The organism is Bradyrhizobium sp. BR2003, from assembly GCF_009720285.1.
Lineage (GTDB): Bacteria > Pseudomonadota > Alphaproteobacteria > Rhizobiales > Xanthobacteraceae > Bradyrhizobium > Bradyrhizobium elkanii.
Genome location: NZ_SMYJ01000021.1, coordinates 74,916 through 92,725, shown reverse-complemented (window position 1 = coordinate 92,725; position 17,810 = coordinate 74,916). Strand labels below are relative to the sequence as shown.

At 65.4% G+C, this 17,810-nt stretch carries 16 protein-coding genes; 10 read left to right on the top strand and 6 right to left on the bottom strand.

The annotated features are described in order from the left end of the window. From E2I15_RS15885 to E2I15_RS15865, 5 genes are all read left to right on the top strand, one after another. Positions 1-1,377 (top strand): oxidoreductase (locus tag E2I15_RS15885; RefSeq protein ID WP_502707174.1); only part of this gene is annotated, 1,377 nt, incomplete at its 5' end. Beyond that, positions 1,374-2,153 (top strand): SDR family NAD(P)-dependent oxidoreductase, encoded by a 780-nt coding sequence (locus E2I15_RS15880; RefSeq protein ID WP_137476325.1) that lies wholly within the window; start codon positions 1,374-1,376, stop codon positions 2,151-2,153. The genes E2I15_RS15885 and E2I15_RS15880, both read left to right, overlap by 4 nt. An 11-nt stretch (positions 2,154-2,164) precedes the next feature. Further along, entirely contained in the window at positions 2,165-3,004 is an 840-nt protein-coding gene (locus E2I15_RS15875; protein ID WP_155262420.1) for an enoyl-CoA hydratase family protein, read from the top strand. Between the two features lies 1 nt (position 3,005). Then, positions 3,006-3,401, top strand: a complete 396-nt coding sequence (locus E2I15_RS15870) for a RidA family protein (RefSeq protein WP_137476323.1) — start codon at positions 3,006-3,008, stop codon at positions 3,399-3,401. 224 nt (positions 3,402-3,625) lie between these two features. Continuing rightward, positions 3,626-4,867: a flavin-dependent oxidoreductase gene (locus E2I15_RS15865; RefSeq protein ID WP_137476322.1), complete on the top strand. Its 1,242-nt coding sequence runs from the start codon at positions 3,626-3,628 to the stop codon at positions 4,865-4,867. 134 nt (positions 4,868-5,001) lie between these two features. Here the strand turns inward: E2I15_RS15865 and E2I15_RS15860 are convergent, their stop codons facing one another. Continuing rightward, the gene (locus tag E2I15_RS15860) at positions 5,002-5,454 is read right to left on the bottom strand and encodes a cupin domain-containing protein (protein ID WP_028345203.1); all 453 of its coding nucleotides are present in this window, start codon (positions 5,452-5,454) and stop codon (positions 5,002-5,004) included. An 83-nt stretch (positions 5,455-5,537) separates the two neighbouring features. Further along, on the bottom strand, positions 5,538-6,704 hold the full coding sequence (locus E2I15_RS15855; RefSeq protein ID WP_137476321.1) for an ABC transporter substrate-binding protein: 1,167 nt from the start codon (positions 6,702-6,704) through the stop codon (positions 5,538-5,540). 287 nt (positions 6,705-6,991) lie between these two features. On the opposite strand from E2I15_RS15855, the gene E2I15_RS15850 reads away from it, so the two are divergent. From E2I15_RS15850 to E2I15_RS15840, 3 genes are all read left to right on the top strand, one after another. Continuing rightward, on the top strand, positions 6,992-7,486 hold the full coding sequence (locus E2I15_RS15850; protein WP_137476320.1) for a MarR family winged helix-turn-helix transcriptional regulator: 495 nt from the start codon (positions 6,992-6,994) through the stop codon (positions 7,484-7,486). Positions 7,487-7,489: 3 nt separating this feature from the next. Continuing rightward, entirely contained in the window at positions 7,490-8,305 is an 816-nt protein-coding gene (locus E2I15_RS15845) for an alpha/beta hydrolase (RefSeq protein ID WP_137476319.1), read from the top strand. Between the two features lie 157 nt (positions 8,306-8,462). Continuing rightward, on the top strand, positions 8,463-10,106 hold the full coding sequence (locus tag E2I15_RS15840; protein ID WP_137476318.1) for an AMP-binding protein: 1,644 nt from the start codon (positions 8,463-8,465) through the stop codon (positions 10,104-10,106). Positions 10,107-10,151: 45 nt separating this feature from the next. Here the strand turns inward: E2I15_RS15840 and E2I15_RS15835 are convergent, their stop codons facing one another. Beyond that, complete coding sequence (locus E2I15_RS15835) at positions 10,152-11,765, bottom strand: DHA2 family efflux MFS transporter permease subunit (RefSeq protein ID WP_422109805.1); 1,614 nt, start codon at positions 11,763-11,765, stop codon at positions 10,152-10,154. A gap of 8 nt (positions 11,766-11,773) precedes the next feature. Further along, positions 11,774-12,958 (bottom strand): HlyD family secretion protein, encoded by a 1,185-nt coding sequence (locus E2I15_RS15830; RefSeq protein ID WP_137476317.1) that lies wholly within the window; start codon positions 12,956-12,958, stop codon positions 11,774-11,776. Positions 12,959-13,114: 156 nt separating this feature from the next. Between E2I15_RS15830 and E2I15_RS15825 the strand changes: the two genes are divergently transcribed. Further along, positions 13,115-13,819, top strand: coding sequence for a TetR/AcrR family transcriptional regulator (locus tag E2I15_RS15825; protein WP_137476316.1), 705 nt, complete (start codon positions 13,115-13,117; stop codon positions 13,817-13,819). Positions 13,820-13,832: 13 nt separating this feature from the next. Here the strand turns inward: E2I15_RS15825 and E2I15_RS15820 are convergent, their stop codons facing one another. Both E2I15_RS15820 and E2I15_RS15815 read right to left on the bottom strand, forming a co-directional pair. Then, positions 13,833-15,548, bottom strand: coding sequence for an ATP-binding protein (locus tag E2I15_RS15820; protein ID WP_276486333.1), 1,716 nt, complete (start codon positions 15,546-15,548; stop codon positions 13,833-13,835). A gap of 139 nt (positions 15,549-15,687) precedes the next feature. Continuing rightward, the gene (locus E2I15_RS15815; protein WP_137476314.1) at positions 15,688-16,614 is read right to left on the bottom strand and encodes a LysR family transcriptional regulator; all 927 of its coding nucleotides are present in this window, start codon (positions 16,612-16,614) and stop codon (positions 15,688-15,690) included. 224 nt (positions 16,615-16,838) lie between these two features. On the opposite strand from E2I15_RS15815, the gene E2I15_RS15810 reads away from it, so the two are divergent. Further along, positions 16,839-17,801, top strand: a complete 963-nt coding sequence (locus tag E2I15_RS15810; protein ID WP_246667895.1) for a class 1 fructose-bisphosphatase — start codon at positions 16,839-16,841, stop codon at positions 17,799-17,801. Positions 17,802-17,810: the final 9 nt, after the last annotated feature.

The window sequence follows — 17,810 nt, the reverse complement described above, 5'->3', positions numbered from 1 at the left end:
AAGGTGCTGAAGGCTTACGAGGAGCTGCGCCGTGTCGACGTGGCGCGGATTCAGAACGCCGCGCGCAATGCGATGGAATGGTTCGAGGTGGTCGGCTCGCGCTATGCCGACACGCTGGAGCCGGAGCAGTTCATGTATTCGCTGCTGACCCGCTCGCAGCGCATCAGCCACGAGAACCTGCGGCTGCGCGACAAGACTTGGCTCGAGGGTTATGAGCGCTGGTTCGCGGAGCGCAGCGGCGTGGCCGCGGCCAACGACCGCGTGACGCCGCCGATGCTGACGCCATTCCAGATCCGCGGCCTGTCGCTTCATAACCGGATCATCGTCTCGCCGATGGCGATGTATTCGGCGGAGGAGGGCGTGCCGACTGACTTCCATTTGGTCCATTTCGGCTCCCGCGCGCTCGGCGGCGCCGGCCTTCTGTTTACCGAGATGACCTGCGTCTCGCCGGAAGCACGGATCACGCCCGGCTGCTGCGGCCTGTGGAACGACGCGCAGGCGGCGGCCTACAAGCGCATCGTCGACTTCGTGCATCAGAATTCGCAAGCCAGGATCGGCATCCAGCTCGGCCATGCCGGCCGCAAGGGCTCAACGCGCGTCGCCTGGGAAGGCATGGACGAAGCGCTGCCGGACCATAACTGGCCGCTGGTGTCGGCTTCGTCAGTGCCTTATCTGCCCGACGGCCAGATCCCGGAGCCGATGAGCCGCGCCGAGATGGACGAGGTGCGCGACCAGTTCGTCGCCGCAGCCAGGCGCGGTGCGGCCGCGGGTTTCGATATCCTGGAGCTGCATTGCGCGCACGGTTATCTGCTGTCGAGCTTCCTCTCGCCGCTGACCAACCGCCGCACCGACAACTATGGCGGATCGATCGAGAACCGGGCGCGTTATCCGCTGGAGGTGTTCCGCGCCATCCGCGCGGTATGGCCGGAGGACAAGCCGATGTCGGTCCGCCTGTCCTGTCACGACTGGGCCGAGGGCGGCAACACGCCCGACGATGCGCTGGCCTTCGCAAAGCTGTTCAAGGAGGCGGGAGCCGACCTGATCGACTGCTCCTCGGGGCAGGTCTGGGCCGACGACCATCCGGTCTATGGCCGGCTCTACCAGACGCCGTTCGCCGACAAGATCCGCAACGAGGTTGGCATCGCCACCATCGCGGTCGGCGCGATCTCGGAGGCGGACCACGCCAACTCGATCATCGCCGCCGGCCGCGCCGATCTCTGTGCCATCGCGCGGCCGCATCTCGCCGATCCGGCCTGGACGCTGCATGAAGCCGCGAAGATCGGTGTCAAGCAGATCGCCTGGCCCAAGCAGTACCTGTCGGGCAAGTCGCAATACGAGGCCAATCTCGAACGCGCGGTTGCGGGAGTGAAGACATGACGAGGTTCTGGCCCAACGCACATGCGCTGGTGACCGGTGCCGGTTCCGGCATCGGCGCCGCGACTGCGATCGCACTCGCAAAAGCGGGCGTGCGGGTCAGCATCGCCGGGCGGCGGATCGACGCGCTGAATGCGACGGCGGCATCGCTCGACAAGCACGCCGGCATCGCTGTTTCGATCGATGTGACCGATCAAGCTGCGGTAAGCAAGGGTGTCGCGCAGATCGAGGGCGAAGTTGGCCCGATCGATATTCTCGTCAACAATGCCGGCAAGGCCGCGAGCGCGCCGTTCGACAAGACCGGCGCGGCGCTCTGGGCGGACATGCTGGCGAGCAACCTCTCCAGCGTGTTCCTGGTGACGCATGCCGTGTTGCCCGGCATGGCGCAGCGCGGCCGCGGACGGGTGATCAATGTCGCCTCGACCGCGGGTCTCACCGGCTATGCCTATGTCTCGGCCTATGTCGCGGCCAAGCACGGCGTCATCGGCCTGACGCGCTCGCTGGCGCTGGAATATGCGCGGCGCGGCGTCACCGTGAATGCGGTCTGCCCCGGCTACACCGATACGCCGCTGGTGGCGGATGCCGCCGCCAATATCGTCGCCAAGACCGGCCGCAGCGAGCAGGAGGCGCGCGCTGCACTTGCCAAGGTCAATCCGATGCAGCGGCTGGTGACGCCGGAGGAGGTCGCCGACGCCGTCCTCTGGCTTGCCGCCGAGGGCGCATCGTCAATCAACGGACAAGCTGTCGCGGTCGCCGGCGGCGAAGTCTTTACCGGGTGAAGGAACACGTCATGTCCGAGATGAAAGCAAAGCTCCGGCCGTTCAAGGATTATCCTGCAAAGAACTTCCGCTGGCAGGTCGATGCGAGCGGCCGTGTCGCGACCATCACGTTGAACCGGCCGGACAAGAAGAACCCACTGACTTTCGAGTCCTACGAGGAGCTGCGCGATCTCTTCACCAATCTCAAATACGCCTCCGATGTCCGCGCCATCGTGCTGACCGGCGCCGAGGGTAATTTCTGCTCCGGCGGTGACGTGTTCGAGATCATCGAGCCGTTGACGCGAATGGCGATGCCGGACCTGCTCGCCTTCACACGGATGACCGGCGAGGTGGTGCGTGCGATGCGCAAATGCCCGCAGATCATCGTCGCCGCGATCGACGGCATTTGCGCCGGGGCCGGTGCGATGCTCGCGCTGGCGTCCGATCTGCGGCTGGCGACGCCGCAGGCCAAGACCGCGTTCCTGTTCACCCGCGTCGGCCTTGCCGGCGCCGATATGGGCGCGTGCGGGTTGCTGCCGCGCGTGATCGGGCAGGGCCATGCGGCCGATCTGCTCTACACGGGGCGCGCGATGAGCGCCGAGGAAGGTTTTGCATGGGGCTTCCATAACCGCTTGGTGCCACCGGCGGAGCTCGCCGGTGCCGCGCAGGAGTTGGCGCGTTCGCTCGCGGATGGGCCGTGGTTCGCGCATGGCGTGACCAAGACGATGTTCAACCAGGAATGGGCGATGGGCGTCGACGAGATGATCGAGTCGGAAGCGCAGGCGCAGGCGATCTGCATGGTCACCGGCGATTTCCGCCGCGCCTTCGAGGCGTTCGCCGCCAAGCAGAAACCGGCCTTCGAGGGTAATTGAGATGATCGAGATCCTGCAACCGGAAGGATGGGGCAAGCCGATCGGCTACGCCAACGGCATGGCCGCGCGGGGCAAACAGCTCTTTATCGCCGGCCAGATCGGCTGGAACGGGCAGTGCGTGTTCGAGACCGACGATCTCGTGGCGCAGATCGGCCAGACCCTGCGCAACATCGTCGCGGTCGCCGCCGCCGGCGGCGCCGGGCCGGAGCACATCGTGTCGATGACCTGGTACTTGCTCGACCGCAAGGAATATTCGGCGCGGCTGAAGGAGATCGGTACGGTCTATCGCGACGTGATCGGCCGGCGCTTTCCGGCGATGACCGCGATCCAGGTTGCCGGCCTGATCGAGGACCGCGCCAAGGTGGAAATCCAGGCGATTGCGGTGGTGCCGGACTAACGGCGATGCCGGATTGCCATACCCGTCATCCCCGCGCAACGGCGAAGCCGTTGCGCGGGGATGACGGGGAACGAGGAAATGCGCTGAGCGAATGTTAATCCTAAGCCGAACCAGCACGGGTTAGCCAGCGGCCAAGGCCGCAAACCCGCTTGCGGCCGGGCGAGCGGGCATGCGACCCTAGGCCAAAGCGTAAAAGCGTCCTGGTGTGAGTGGAGATGAGGACGATGAAGGCGATTATCGTCGGAGGCGGAATCGGAGGCCTCACCACTGCGCTGATGCTGCGCTCGCGCGGCATCAGTTGTGAGCTGTACGAGCAGTCCGAGACGATCCGCGAGCTCGGCGTCGGCATCAACACGCTGCCGCATGCGATCCGCGAGCTGGCGGGTCTTGGCCTGCTCGATAAGCTCGACGAGGTTGCGATCCGTACCTATGAGCTGTTCTATCTGACGCGGCATGGCCAGCAGGTCTGGCACGAGAAGCGCGGGCTCGATGCCGGCCACGACGTGCCGCAATTCTCTGTTCATCGCGGCCGTCTGCAAAGCGTGATCCATCAGGCCGTGATCGACCGGCTTGGCGCGGATGCGATCCACACCGGCTGCCGGCTCGGCTCCTTCACCCAGGATGAGGGCGGCGTCTCGGCCTATTTCTTCGACCGCAGTGGCGCCCACGTGCACACCGCGCGCGGCGACATCCTGATCGGCGCCGACGGCATCCACTCGAAAGTGCGCGAGATGCTGTTTCCGGATGAGGGCGGGCCGTGCTGGAACGGCCTGATGCTGTGGCGCGGCGCGACCGATTGGCCCGCCTTCCTGACCGGGCGCTCGATGATCATCGCCGGTGGGCTGAACGCCAAGGCCGTGATCTATCCGATCGCGCCGGGCTCGAGTCCGGCAAGCCGCCTCACCAACTGGGCGGTGCTGGTACGGATCGGCGACGGCACCTCGCCGCCGCCGCGCCGCGAGGGCTGGTCCAATCTCGGCCGGCGCGACGAGATGATGCCCTATGTCACGAGCTTCACGATTCCGCAGGTCGACTTTGCCGGCCTGATCAACGCAACGCCGGAGTTCTGGGAGTATCCGTGCTGCGACCGCGATCCGCTGCCATACTGGTCGAGCGGCCGCGTCACGCTGCTTGGCGACGCCGCGCATCCGATGTATCCGGTCGGCTCGAACGGCGCATCGCAGGCCATTCTCGATGCGCGCTGCCTGGCCGACATGCTGGCGCGATCGGAGCATCCGCGGCAGGCGCTGGCGGCCTATGAGCGGCAGCGGCTGCCGATGACCGCCGACATCGTCGCCTCCAACCGCCGCGGCGGACCGGAGGGCGTGATCGACGCCGTCGAGCAGCTCGCGCCGCAGGGCTTTACCGACGTCGACACCATTCTCAATTACGAGGCGCGCGAGGCGATCGTCCGCGGCTATGCCGCCAAGGCCGGCTTTGCCGCGCGCGTGGTGGCGCGGCAGTAGACATCTTCGAGAGGGAGATAGGCCACGGGCCATCTCCACATCGTCATTGCGAGCGAAGCGAAGCAATCCATCGTTCCGCGCATGCGGTGGAATGGATTGCTTCGTCGCTTCGCTCCTCGCAATGACGGAGTGAACTACGCCGGAGGCGGCGGCAGGAAGTGGATGTTGTGCTCGGCGGCGAGCCGCACCACGTCATCCGGGTTCTGCTCCTTCATGTTGTGGATCGCCCAGAACAGGTCGTAGAGCCGGCGTGTCGGCGATACCCAGAACAGCGTCTTGGCCGCCTGCTGCGACTTGTTGAAGATGCCGTGCGGCTTGCCCATCGGCAGCCGGACCAGATCGCCTGGGGTGGCGGATTCGTCGGCACCGTCGAGCATAAAGTCGAGCTTGCCCTCGAGGATGTAGAGGTACTCGTCCTGGTCGGGGTGGATATGCGGAGGAACGAAGGTGCCCGGCGGGAAGGTGGCGTGCCAGGAGAACGAATGCTCGGTGCGGCTCTTCGGCACGTAGGTCTGGCCGAGGATGCTCCAGGAAATGCCCTGGATGCCTTCATTGGCGCGGGTGATGCCGGCGATCTCGTCTTTCATGCTCATGCTTCCTCCTGTTTCCGTTTGACGCGTTTTCTTCACGCGAACCGGTATCAACTTCGCTCGAAAATGCCTTGAATGCCTTACTTGGCGGCGCAGTCCTTGGCGTAGCGGTCGCCATAATTCGAAAACACCTTTTCGACGATCTCGGTCTGGAATTTGCCGTCTGGCCGCTTCGCGACTTTGGTGAGGTAGAAATCCTGGATCGGATAGCCGTTGTTGCTGAACTTGAAGTTACCGCGCAGCGAGGTGAAGTCGGCCTTTTTCAGCGCGGCGGCGACCGCGTCCTTGTTGGAGAGATCGCCCTTCACGGCCTTGACGGCGCTGTCGATCAACAGCGCCGCGTCATAGGCCTGCATGGCATAGGTGCCGGGCACGCCGTTATAGGCCGCCTCATAGGCGGCGACGAACTTCCTGCTTTGGGGATTGTCGAGGTTGGGCGCCCAGTTCGCTCCGCCGAACATGCCGACCGCTGCGTCCTGCTGCGCGGGCAGGGTGGATTCGTCGACGGTGAAGGCGGAGAGCACCGGCACGGTGGCGCCGGCCTGCTTGTACTGCTTCACGAGGTTCACGCCCATGCCGCCCGGCATGAAGGTGAACAGCGCGTCCGGTTTCAGCGCGGCGATCTTGGAAAGTTCGGGCTGGAAATCCAGCGTGTTCAGCGGCGTGTAGGATTCCTCCACGATCTCGCCCTTGTAGTCGAGCTTGAATCCGGCGACGGAGTCGCGGCCGGCCTGATAGTTCGGCACCAGCAGGTAGACGCGCTTGTAGCCGCGGTCCTGCGCCACCTTGCCGAGGATCTCGTGCACCTGGTCGTTCTGGTACGACGTCACATAGAAGAACGGGTTGCACTCCTTGCCGGCATAGCTGGAGGGGCCTGCGTTCGGGCTGATCAGGAAGGTCTTGCTGTCGGTGACCGGGCGGTGGATCGCCTGCAGGATGTTGGAGAAGATCGGCCCGACCACGAAGTCGACCTTGTCGCGCTCGAGCAGGCCGCGCACCTTGACCACCGCGCCGTCGGGCTTCAGTTCATCGTCGGCATTGACGATCTCGACATCGCGGCCGGCCATCTTGCCGCCGAGGTCCTTGATCGCGAGCGCAAAGCCGTCGCGAACCTGCTGGCCGAGCGCCGCGGCCGGGCCCGACGTCGTGACCAGCACGCCGATCTTGATCTTCTCCTGCGCGGTCGCCGGGGTGACCGCGACACCCAGCAGCGCCGCCAATCCCGCGAGCTTCGTCAATTGCTTCATCTCACTCCCCCAACCACTGCCTTGATGTTTTCGGCTTCAGCCCAACTGGCCGCAGCTTAGTCTGACGCGCGCAACCGCCGCAAGCGATGTGGCATCGCGTCAGGGCGATCGTCGCGCATCACGCAGGCACTGCACATGCAAGCGCCGCGCCAATTGCTTGAAGTTTAAAGAAATTGCAGGATTGCCCGGGCGCGCGATTCGCAATTGTCCTTGCGGGACGCCGCGAATTGCTTGAAGCTCAAAACAATTGGTCCGACCGGAACCCGCCGCGGAGGCACGATCGCCGCATGATCCTCGATTCCGAAACCAAAGCCGTCGAACTGCCCGACGACCACGGCACCGAGCTGCGGCTCTGGCTGCGCCTCTTGACCTGCACCACGCTGATCGAAGGCGAAGTGCGCAGCCGGCTGCGCGAGAAGTTCGACGTCACGCTGCCGCGCTTCGACCTGATGGCCCAGCTCGACAAGGTGTCCGACGGCATGACGCTGTCGGATTTGTCGAAGCGGATGATGGTATCGAACGGCAACGTCACCGGGCTGGTCGAGCGCCTGGTCGTATCAGGCCATCTCGATCGCCGCACCTCGGAGACGGACCGCCGCGTGCAGTTCATCCGGCTCACAAAACTCGGCCGCGCCGAATTCCGCAAGATGGCCGCCGAGCACGAGAAGTGGATCGCCGATATCTTCGGCGATCTCTCGCCGAAAGATATCCGCGAACTGATGCGGCTGCTCGCCAAGGCCAAGGGCTCGGCGCAGCGCTCCGCCAGGGCGAGGAGCGCTTAAGCCGTGACCGAGGTCGATTACGAGGTCGAATACAACAACCGGGCGCGGGTGCCGGAAAATCCGGCGCTGATGGCCGGCTGGGCGAGGGACTCCGCGGCGTATCGCGAGCAGCATCCGCCGCGGCGGCTCACCTACGGTCCGGGCATCCGCAACGTCATCGACCTGTTCGAAGGCGATCGTGACGGCCCGCTCGTGGTCTTCATCCATGGCGGCTACTGGCAGGCGCTCGACGGCTCGTCATCGAGCCACTGCGCGCGAGGGCTCAATGGCCACGGCATCAGCGTCGCGGTGCCGAGCTACGATCTCTGCCCCAGTGTCACGGTCGGCGACATCATCGGCGAGATGCGTGCGGCGTGCCGCGAACTGGCCAGGCTCGGCCGGCCGCTGGTCGTGTCCGGACACTCCGCAGGCGGACATCTTGCCGCATGCATGCTCGCGACAGACTGGCGGGCCCATGATGCGTCGCTGCCGAAGGACCTGGTCAGGGCTGCTTACGCGATCTCCGGCCTGTTCGAGCTTGAGCCATTGGTCGGTACCTCCATCAACAAGGCGCTTGGCCTCGACCGCGCCGCCGCCCGGGCGGCGAGCCCGCTGTTTTGGACGCCGCCTGCGGGCGCGACGCTCGATGCCGTCGTCGGCGGCGCCGAGAGCGCGGAATATCACCGGCAGAGCCGGACCGTCGTCGATGTCTGGGGAAAAGCGGGCGTTGCAACGCGGTTCGGCGTCGTGCCCGACGCCAATCATTTCACCGCGATCGCGCCGCTCGCCGACCCGGGCTCGGCGATGGTCGCGCGGCTGAAGCAGCTTACGCAAATCTGAGCTTCTGAAGGATCGGCCAGTGATTAGCACGCGATTTCCACCCTTGCGTCGAATTATTTTAAGTATAAAATGATTGGCGATTGGAACGCTGCCGGGCGTCCTTGTTCTTCTCGACGTTGGTCTTGGCCTTTCTGGATGGAAAGCGAGGGGCAATCGAATGTCAGGTGAATTTCCCGGGCTCGGCCCATCCGGGCATGTCGACGATTTCGCGCGGCGCAACCTGCCGCCATCGGCGCAGTGGCCGCAGCTGCTGCTCGACCGGCCGGAGTTTCAATATCCGGATTATCTCAACGCCGCGGTCGAACTAACCGACCGCATCGTCGCGCAGGGGATGGGCGATCGCATCGCGCTGATCGGCAACGGCCGCCAGCGCACCTACAAGGAACTGACCGATTGGTCGAACCGCCTGGCGCACGCGCTGGTGGAGAACTATGGCGTCAAGCCCGGCAATCGCGTGCTGATCCGTTCTGGCAACAACCCGGCGCTGGTTGCGGCCTGGCTCGCGGCGACCAAGGCCGGTGCCGTCGTCGTCAACACCATGCCGATGCTGCGGGCGGGTGAACTGACAAAAATTGTCGACAAAGCCGAGATCTCGCTGGCGCTGACCGACAGCCGCATCGCGGATGAACTGGTGGCCTGCGCCAAGACCAGCAAATTCCTCAAGCAGGTCGTCAATTTCGACGGCACGCAGAACCACGATGCCGAACTCGACCGGATCGCGCTGAACAAGCCGGTCAAGTTCGATGCGGTGAAGACCGGCCGCGACGACGTCGCGCTGCTCGGCTTCACGTCGGGCACGACGGGCGAGCCCAAGGCGACCATGCACTTCCACCGGGATCTCCTGATCGTCGCCGATGGTTATGCGAAGGAAGTGCTCAAGGTGACACCCGACGACGTGTTCGTCGGCTCACCGCCGCTTGCGTTTACGTTCGGCCTCGGCGGGCTCGCGATCTTCCCGCTGCGCTTCGGCGCCACCGCGACGCTGCTGGAGAATGCGGCGCCGAGCGAGATGATCCGGATCATCGAAACCTACAAGGCGACGATCTGCTTCACCGCGCCGACCGCCTATCGGGCGATGATGGCGGCGATGGACAAGGGCGCCGATCTGTCGTCGCTGCGCCTTGCCGTCTCGGCCGGCGAGACGCTGCCGGCGCCGGTGTTCGAGAGCTGGACGAAGAAGACCGGCAAGCCGATCCTCGACGGCATCGGCAGCACCGAACTGCTGCACATCTTCATCACCAACCGCACCGGCAGCGCCGTCGGCGGGACCACGGGCACGCCAGTCTCGGGATACGAGGCCAAAATCGTCGACGAGGACATGAACGAGCTGCCGCCGGGCCAGGTCGGCAAGCTGGCGGTGCGCGGTCCGACCGGCTGCCGCTATCTCGCGGACTCCCGGCAAACCAAATATGTCCGCGACGGCTGGAACATCACCGGCGATGCCTTTGTCAGCGACGAGAACGGCCGGCTGTCGTTCGTGGCGCGGGCCGACGACATGATCATCTCGGCGGGCTACAACATCGCCGGTCCCGAGGTCGAGGCCGCGCTGCTCGGCCATCCCGATGTCGCGGAGTGTGCGGTGATCGGCGCGCCCGACGAAGAGCGCGGGCAGATCGTCTCGGCGTTCATCGTGCTGAAGCAGGGCGCGCGCAACGACGAGGTCGAGGTCAAGCTGCTGCAGGATCACGTCAAGGCGACGATCGCGCCGTATAAATATCCCCGCGCGATCGCCTTCGTCGAGGCGCTGCCGAAGACCCAGACCGGGAAGATCCAGCGCTTCAAGCTGCGCGAAGCAAGCTGACAAGCAAAAGCGGAGGGCGACGGCCCGCGACCGCCGCCCGGGAGTTCAATGCGCCGCGCCGCCGGCGGCCGCATTCTTCGGCTTGCCGGTCAAGAGGATCGCGATCGCGGCGAACACCAGCACGATGCCGATCACGGCAAAGGTGTCGCTGAAACCAAGCACCAGGGCCTGGCGCTTCACGATATTGCCGAGCGCCACGATCGCCTGGTGATGCGCGGTCGCCGGATCGGAGATGCCGTGGCTGAGGAAGTAATTGGTCACCTCGGCGATCCGGGTCCGCACTTCCTCGCGGCCGAGGTCGACCGACTGGCCGATGATGTTGGAGTGGAATTGCTCGCGCTTGGTGACGATGGTCGCGAGCAGCGCCGTGCCGATCGCGCCGCCGAGATTGCGCATCATGTTGGAGATGCCGGAGGCCGCAGCCGCATCCTGCGGCGCGACGCTGCCGAGGCTGACCGCCGACAGCGGGGCCAGCATGATCGCCTGGCCGATCGCACGGACGATGTTCGGGACGAAGAACTGGTCGCCGGAGTAATCGAGCGACATCGCGATGTTCATGAAGGAGGAGACCGCGAACAGGATCATGCCGGTGAAGGCGATGAAGCGCGGGTCGAAACGTTGCATCAGCTTCGGCACCAGCGGGATCAGGATCAGCTGCGGCAGGCCGGTCCAGGCCAGCACCTGGCCGATCTGCTCGGCGTTGTAGCGCTGCACCTGGCCGAGATAGGCCGGCAGCAGATAGACCGAGCCGAACAGCGCGAAGCCGACGAACACTGCCGAGATGGTGCCGAAGCCGAAGCTGCGCTGGGTCAGGAGGCGCAGCCGGATCAGCGGTTTCTCGACGACGAGCTCGATCCAGACGAACAGAGTGAGGCTGACCGCCGCGATCACCGCGAGCTTGACGATGAAGGGCGAGCCGAACCAGTCGTTCTTGTTGCCTTCCTCGAGCACGGCCTGCAGCGACGAGAGGCCGATCGCCATCGTGACGATGCCGAGCCAGTCGCCCTCGCGGAGCAGATGCAGCTGCATCGGCTGGCGCTCCAGCGTGAAATAGAGCGTGATGACCATCACCGCGGTCGGGATCACATTGACGAAGAAGATGGTCTGCCAGCCGTAATTCTCGGTGAGGTAGCCGCCGATGGTCGGTCCGATCGCGGGGGCGAAGGTCACGGCGAGCGCGAACATCGCAAGGCCGACCGGCTGCTGGGCCTTCGGCAGTTTGGTGAAAACCAGCGTGAAGGCCATCGGGATCAGCACGCCGCCAAAGAAGCCCTGCAAGCCGCGCATCGCGATCATCGAGGGCAGGTCGTGGGTGAAGGCGCAGGCGACCGAGAAGATCGCAAACAGTGTGGCGAAGCCGATGATGATCTTGCGGAAGGAAAACACCCGGCTGAGATAGTCGGTCAGCGGGATCACCACGATCTCGCCGATCAGATAGGAGGTCGAGATCCAGGAGCCGTTGTCGACCCCGGTTCCGATGCCGCCCTCGATGTTGAGCAGCGAGGCGTTGGTGATCTGGATGTTGAGGATCGCCATGAAGGCGCCGATCATGGCGGCGACGATGGAGATCCAGACCGCCATGCTGGCGCGGTTGGGATCGGCCGCTACAGCTGTCGCGCGGGGCGCAGCAGCCGGGGAGGAGAGCGCGAGATCGGACATGACATCACCTATTTGAAGGAGGCGACAGCGAGCTTGGGAGAGGCGCTGGAGCGCGGCGCCTCGCCGGGTTGCGACAAGGTTGCGATCGTCGGGATGACCGACATGCCGGGCCGCAATTCGACCGTGGTCGCGTCGAGCGCAATCTTCACCGGGATGCGCTGCACCACCTTGGTGAAGTTGCCGGTCGCATTGTCAGGCGGCAGCAGCGCGAATTCCTGGCCGCTGGCGGGCGCGAGACTGTCGACATGGCCGCGCACCACCTGTCCCGGGAACATGTCGACCGCGATCTCGACTGGCTGACCCTTGCGGACATTGGTGAGCTGCGTCTCCTTGTAGTTCGCGATCACATAGGCGCCGGTGGCGGGCACCAGCGACATTAGCTGCGTGCCGGCCTGGACGAACTGGCCGGTGCGCAGGGTGCGGTTGCCGACCACGCCGTCGATCGGGGCTGATATGGTGGTGTAGCCGAGGTTCAACTCGGCCTGATGCTGGAGCGCGGTTGCGCGTGCCTGCGCCGCGACGGCCTGGGCAATATCGGCCTTGAGTAACTCGACCTGACGGAGCGCGGAGGCGAGGTTCGCGGTATCGCGGGCGACGGCGGCCTGCGCGCTGGCGTAGCGCGACTGCGCCTGCTGCGCGTTCTGCACGCTGCCGAAGCCGGTGCCGGCGAGGTCGGTGTAGCGCTTGTTCTCCTGCTCGGCAAAGGTCTGCGTCGCGGTGTCGACCGCGAGGGTCGCGCGGGCCGCTTCGATCACGGACTGCTGCACATCGAGCTGCGCATGCTTGCTGGCGATCGCGGCTTCGGCGGCCGCGACGTCGGCCTTGGCCTGATCCAGCGCGACCCTGAAATCGCGATCGTCGATTCGCGCCAGCATCTGGCCGGCGCGTACATGCTCATTGTCGCCCACCAGCACCGCGCTGAGATAGCCGGAGACTTTTGGCGCGATCGTCGTGTTGTCGGCCTTCACATAGGCGTCGTCGGTCGAGACCTGAAAACGGCCGACCGTCCAGTAATCCCAGCCATACCAGGCGCCGCCCGCGAGCATGGCGAGCGCCGCGCCGGCCAGCAGCAGGCGGCGAAGCCTGCCCTTGGCGGCGGGCGGCTTGGCGGCCTCCGGATTTGCGATCAATTGCCTGGCGGTCTCGGCCGGAACCTGGCTTTCGGCCTTGAATGATGTCTCATGCTGGCTCATGGCGGCGCTCCCGATCCGTTCTATCCCATTGGAAAATCCTGCCAATCTTGGCTGATGCCCAAGGGATCAATTAGGAAACTTGATGTTTTCCAAAATAGAGCCCATATTGGGAGTGTCAATAGAATGACAGGCATCATTTAAAAGCATGGCTCGTGGATGAACCGGAATGACAAGGATCAGACTGAGCAAAGCGCACCGGCGCGGCGCGGCCGCGGGCGGCCGCAGCTGCGTTCCGACGACGAGACGCGCGCGCTGATCTATGACGCCGCGCGGCGCGAGTTCTCCGAGCGCGGCTTCGCTGCGGCCAACATCGCCGACGTGGCCTGCCGCGCCGGCGTTTCCACCAAGACACTCTATCGGCTGATCCCGACCAAGCTGGCGCTGTTCGAGGGCACGGTGACGGACCGGATGGACCGATTCATATCCGCCGTAAATCTCGGCGCCTGCGACGGCCGCGATATCGCGGCGGCATTGCAGGCGGCGCTCTCGAGCTGTGGCGAGCTGATCCTCGATGCCGAGGTCATCGCGCTCCAGCGCATCATCCTGGCCGACAGCGACAAATTCCCCGACATCGCCGAGATGTTCTACGAGAAGGCGATGCAGCGGACCCTTGGCGCGCTGGCTGCGTGGCTGGGTGTGCAGCAGCGCCGGGGACGGATCGCCGTGGACGACACGCAGGCCGCCGCGGGCATGCTGCTCGGCATGCTCGTGTTCCAGCCGCAACGCGACGTGATGTACGGCCACAGGCCGCCGCCGTCGCGGGCGCAGATCGAGGCCCGCGCCAAGGCCTGCGCGGCGCTGTTCCTGTCCGGATGCGCCGCGCCGGCCGACCAGGCCAAGAAGCAGGGTGGGGAGGCGTGATGCCGCTGCTGCGTTACTTGCCCATTGCCGCCGCCGGCGGCTGGGCCAGCACCTGCCGGATCATCCGCGCGAGATCGGATTTGCGGTAGGGCTTCGGCAGCAGCGTCACATCCGGGTCGAGGCGGCCGTGGTGGATGATCGCGTCCTCGGTGTAGCCGGAGGTGAACAGCACGCGCACCGATGGCAGTTTGGCGATCACGGCATCGGCGACCTGCCGGCCGTTCATGCCGCCGGACATGATGACGTCGGTGAACAGCACGTCGCAGACGAATCCGTTGTCGACCGCAGCCAGTGCTTCCGGGCCGTTGGCGGTGACCATGGTGCGGTAGCCGAGCTGCTCGAGCTGGGCGCTGACGTAGTTGCGCACCAGCGGATCGTCCTCGACGACCAGGATCGATTCATTGCCGCCGCGCGTGTCGACCGGAGGCGGCGGCTCGACGTCGATCATGTCGCCGCTGCTGCGCGGCAGATAGAGCTTGATCGAGGTGCCGTGGCCCTCTTCGGAATAGATCTTGAGGTGTCCGTTGGACTGCTTGATGAAGCCGTACACCATGCTGAGCCCGAGGCCGGTGCCCTTGCCGGTGTCCTTGGTGGTGAAGAACGGCTCGAACACCTTGTCGCGGATCCCCGCCGGGATGCCACCGCCGGTGTCGCTGACCGCGACCATCACATACTCACCCGCCCGCACGTCGGGGTTGGCGACGGCATAAACCTCGTCGAGGATGACGTTGCTGGTCTCCAGCATCAGCTTGCCGCCATCGGGCATCGCATCGCGGGCATTGACCGCGAGATTGAGCAGCGCGGTCGCCATGTGGTTCGGATCGATGAAGGCAGACCAGGCATCGGGCTCGAGCGCGGTATCGATCTCGATCTGCTCGCCGAGCGACGGACGCAGCAGCCGCGCGGTGTCCTGCACCAGCGTGTTGAGATTGGCTTCACGCGGCTGCAGCGGTTGCTGCCGCGAGAAGGCCAGCAGGTGCTTGGTCACTTCGGCGCCGCGAAACGCCGCGTCGCTGATCATCTTGGTGACCGACGAGAGCGCGGCATCGTGCTCGACGGCTTCGGCGAGGATGTCGATCAGGCCGGTGATGACGGTCAGGATATTGTTGAAGTCGTGGGCGATGCCGCCGGTGAGGTGGCCGACGGCCTCCATCTTCTGCACCTGGCGCAGCTTCTGCTCGGCTTCGAGCTGTTCGCGGGCGGCCTCGACTTCGCGGGCGCGCATGAAGATTTCCGCTTCCATCTGCTCGGTGCGCTCGCGCAGCCGGTCGGTCAGCTGGTCCTGCTCGGCGCCGCGCTGCTTCAGCTGGATGAAGCCGGTGACGTCTTCGACCCGATGGATGATGTAGCTGAACTGCCCGTTCGGCCCCAACACCGGCGTATTGCGCGGACTCCAGTAGCGTTCCTCGAAGCCGCCGCCCTCCGACTCGGGCTTGCGGATATCGTATTTCTGGACCGTCATGGTGTCGGGGCGGCGGAACTGGACCACGCGCTCGAGCGAGGCGCGCAGGTTCCGCACGCCGTCGGCGGCCGGATCGTCCGGATTGTCGGGAAACACCTCGAACAGCCCGCGCCCGAGGATCGCGGCGCGCTCCGTCTTGGTGGCGCGCAGATAGGCGTCGCTCACTGCCACGATGCGGAAGTCGGGCTGCGTCAGCACCAGATAAAGGCCGGGCGCCGCCTCGAATAACGCCTTGAAGTCGGGCGTCGGCGGGGACTGGTTCTGCAGTTCAACCTCCCTCGCAGGGTGCGGTCCGCCGGGTGACCGCAGTCAAGATGTGACATGCGTTTCGCGGAACTTCAATGCCTAACATACGGCGCTGGCTCGATTTTCTCGATCGATCGGACGATGCGGCGGCGCCCAGGCGCTAGTTTGAATTTGGCAGATAGCGCCAGCCGTCCTTGCCGAGGAAATCCAGCATGGCCTGCGCGGGCGGCAGCAGGATCTTGTCGGTGCGCCTGATCGCGTGCCACTGCCGGACGATCGGCAGGCCCTTGACCTTGAGCACCACCAGCCGGCCGTCCTCCAGCTCATGGAACACCGTGTGCTGGGAGATGAAGGCGATGCCGAGCCCGGCCATGACAGCCTGCTTGATGGTCTCGTTGCTGTCCATCGCCATGCCGAGCTTCGGCTCCAGCCCGACCCGCTCGAAATATTGCTGCATCAGCATCCGCGTGCCCGATCCTTGCTCGCGGGTGATGAAGGTTTCGTTGGCGAGCTCCGAGGGGGCGACGTGCCGCCGCCGCGCCAGCCGATGATCGGGCGCGGCGATGATGAAGTGCGGATGCCGGCCGAGCGGCTTCATCTCCACCTCGACATCGGCCGGCGGCCGGCCCATCACGGCGATGTCGAGATCATAGCCGCGCAGCGCGTCGCGAATCTCCTCGCGGTTGCCGATCCTGAGCGTGACCTCGATCTTGGGAAAGCGGCGCGAGAACGCCGCGATCGCAAACGGCACGAAGTATTTGGCGGTGGAGACCGCGCCCATCGCGACGCGGCCGCCGCTGCGGCCGGCGATCATGTCGAGCGATTGCTCGCAGTCCTTCAGCGCCGCCTCGATCCGCTCGACCAGCGTCAGCACATGCGCGCCGGCATCCGTCAGCGCCATGCCGTCGCCGGTGCGCTGGATCAGCGGCAACCCCGCGAGCGTCTGCAAATTGCGGAGCTGCAACGTCACCGCGGGCTGGGTCAGGTTCAACCGGTTGGCGGCGGACGTGATCGAGCCTGCCTCGTGCAAGGTCGACAATGCGCGCAGCTGGCGGATGGTGAGATCCCGCGAGAAGTTGCCGGCCATGACAAGCTCCATAAGAAATACTTTGCCCGGACCAAAGATAATAAAATTTCCCTAATTGAGCAATTCGCGCGTTGATAGGGCGAAGGCGACTCCCCTGAGGTCGCCTCTCGAAGCCTCGGGACAGAGGGCGCGATCATAGGGAGAGGCCGGTGGAGATTCGTCCTGCATTGCATGCCCATCTGGAGTGGCCGACGCAGCACAACCCGTTGCGCGCCGCGACCGTTATGGTGATCGAAGCCCTTGCGGGCGCCGCGATCGAGCTCTCGCGCATCATTGCCGCCGGGCCGCTCGCCGGCATCGGCGGCGAGAGCGGCGGGGTCAATCCCGACGGCGATCGCCAGAAGACCATCGACATCGTCGCCGACGACCTGATGCGCAACGCGCTGCGCACCGCGCCGGTCGCCGCAGTGCTGTCGGAGGAGGTCGAACTGCCCGAGACGCTCGATCCCGACGCGCCGCTCTGCGTAGCGATCGATCCGCTCGATGGATCCGCCAATCTCGAAAACAACATCTCGATCGGCACGATCTTCTCGATTCGGCCGAAGGGAAACGACGTCATCTCGACCTTCTTCGAGCCCGGCACGGCGCAATGTGCCGCCGGCTGCTTCATCTACGGTCCGCAGACCGTGCTGGTGCTGGCGCTCGACCGGCGCGTCGACTGCTTTACGCTGGACCCGCGAACCGGCGAGTTCGTCCTGACCGCGCGTGACCTGCGCATGCCGCAGGATGCGTCGGAATTCGCCATCAATGCCTCGAACCGGCGGCACTGGAGCGGCCCGGTGCGCAGCTACATCGATGAGTGCCTCGCCGGGGTGAACGGCGAGCGCGGGCAGGACTTCAACATGCGCTGGATCGGCTCGCTGGTCGCCGAAGCCTACCGCATCCTGATGCGCGGCGGCGTGTTTCTGTATCCGGCGGATGCGCGCCAGGGCTATCGCGAAGGCCGGTTGCGTCTGCTGTACGAGGCGCATCCCATCGCACTGATCATGGAATGGGCTGATGGCGCCGCGTCGAACGGCCGGTCGCGCATTCTCGAACTGTCGGCACGTACGCCGCATCAGCGGGTGCCGCTGATCATGGGATCGACGCGCGCCGTGCGCGACGTCGATGCGATCCACCTGACCGTCGAGCCGTTGTTCGAGAGCAGCGATGCCCCGCTGTTCGCGCGGCGCGGCCTGTTCCGCTGAGGAGGACCG

Excerpts from the sequence above, each read along its gene's own strand:
- E2I15_RS15835 (WP_422109805.1), bottom strand. The coding sequence starts at position 11,765 with ATGTCCGATCTCGCGCTCTCCTCCCCGGCTGCTGCGCCCCGCGCGACA.
- E2I15_RS15815 (WP_137476314.1), bottom strand. The coding sequence starts at position 16,614 with ATGGCCGGCAACTTCTCGCGGGATCTCACCATCCGCCAGCTGCGCGCA.
- E2I15_RS15825 (WP_137476316.1), top strand. The coding sequence starts at position 13,115 with ATGAACCGGAATGACAAGGATCAGACTGAGCAAAGCGCACCGGCGCGG.
- E2I15_RS15880 (WP_137476325.1), top strand. The coding sequence starts at position 1,374 with ATGACGAGGTTCTGGCCCAACGCACATGCGCTGGTGACCGGTGCCGGT.
- E2I15_RS15875 (WP_155262420.1), top strand. The coding sequence starts at position 2,165 with ATGTCCGAGATGAAAGCAAAGCTCCGGCCGTTCAAGGATTATCCTGCA.
- E2I15_RS15810 (WP_246667895.1), top strand. The coding sequence starts at position 16,839 with ATGGTGATCGAAGCCCTTGCGGGCGCCGCGATCGAGCTCTCGCGCATC.
- E2I15_RS15840 (WP_137476318.1), top strand. The coding sequence starts at position 8,463 with ATGTCAGGTGAATTTCCCGGGCTCGGCCCATCCGGGCATGTCGACGAT.
- E2I15_RS15855 (WP_137476321.1), bottom strand. The coding sequence starts at position 6,704 with ATGAAGCAATTGACGAAGCTCGCGGGATTGGCGGCGCTGCTGGGTGTC.
- E2I15_RS15870 (WP_137476323.1), top strand. The coding sequence starts at position 3,006 with ATGATCGAGATCCTGCAACCGGAAGGATGGGGCAAGCCGATCGGCTAC.
- E2I15_RS15860 (WP_028345203.1), bottom strand. The coding sequence starts at position 5,454 with ATGAAAGACGAGATCGCCGGCATCACCCGCGCCAATGAAGGCATCCAG.
- E2I15_RS15830 (WP_137476317.1), bottom strand. The coding sequence starts at position 12,958 with ATGAGCCAGCATGAGACATCATTCAAGGCCGAAAGCCAGGTTCCGGCC.
- E2I15_RS15865 (WP_137476322.1), top strand. The coding sequence starts at position 3,626 with ATGAAGGCGATTATCGTCGGAGGCGGAATCGGAGGCCTCACCACTGCG.
- E2I15_RS15850 (WP_137476320.1), top strand. The coding sequence starts at position 6,992 with ATGATCCTCGATTCCGAAACCAAAGCCGTCGAACTGCCCGACGACCAC.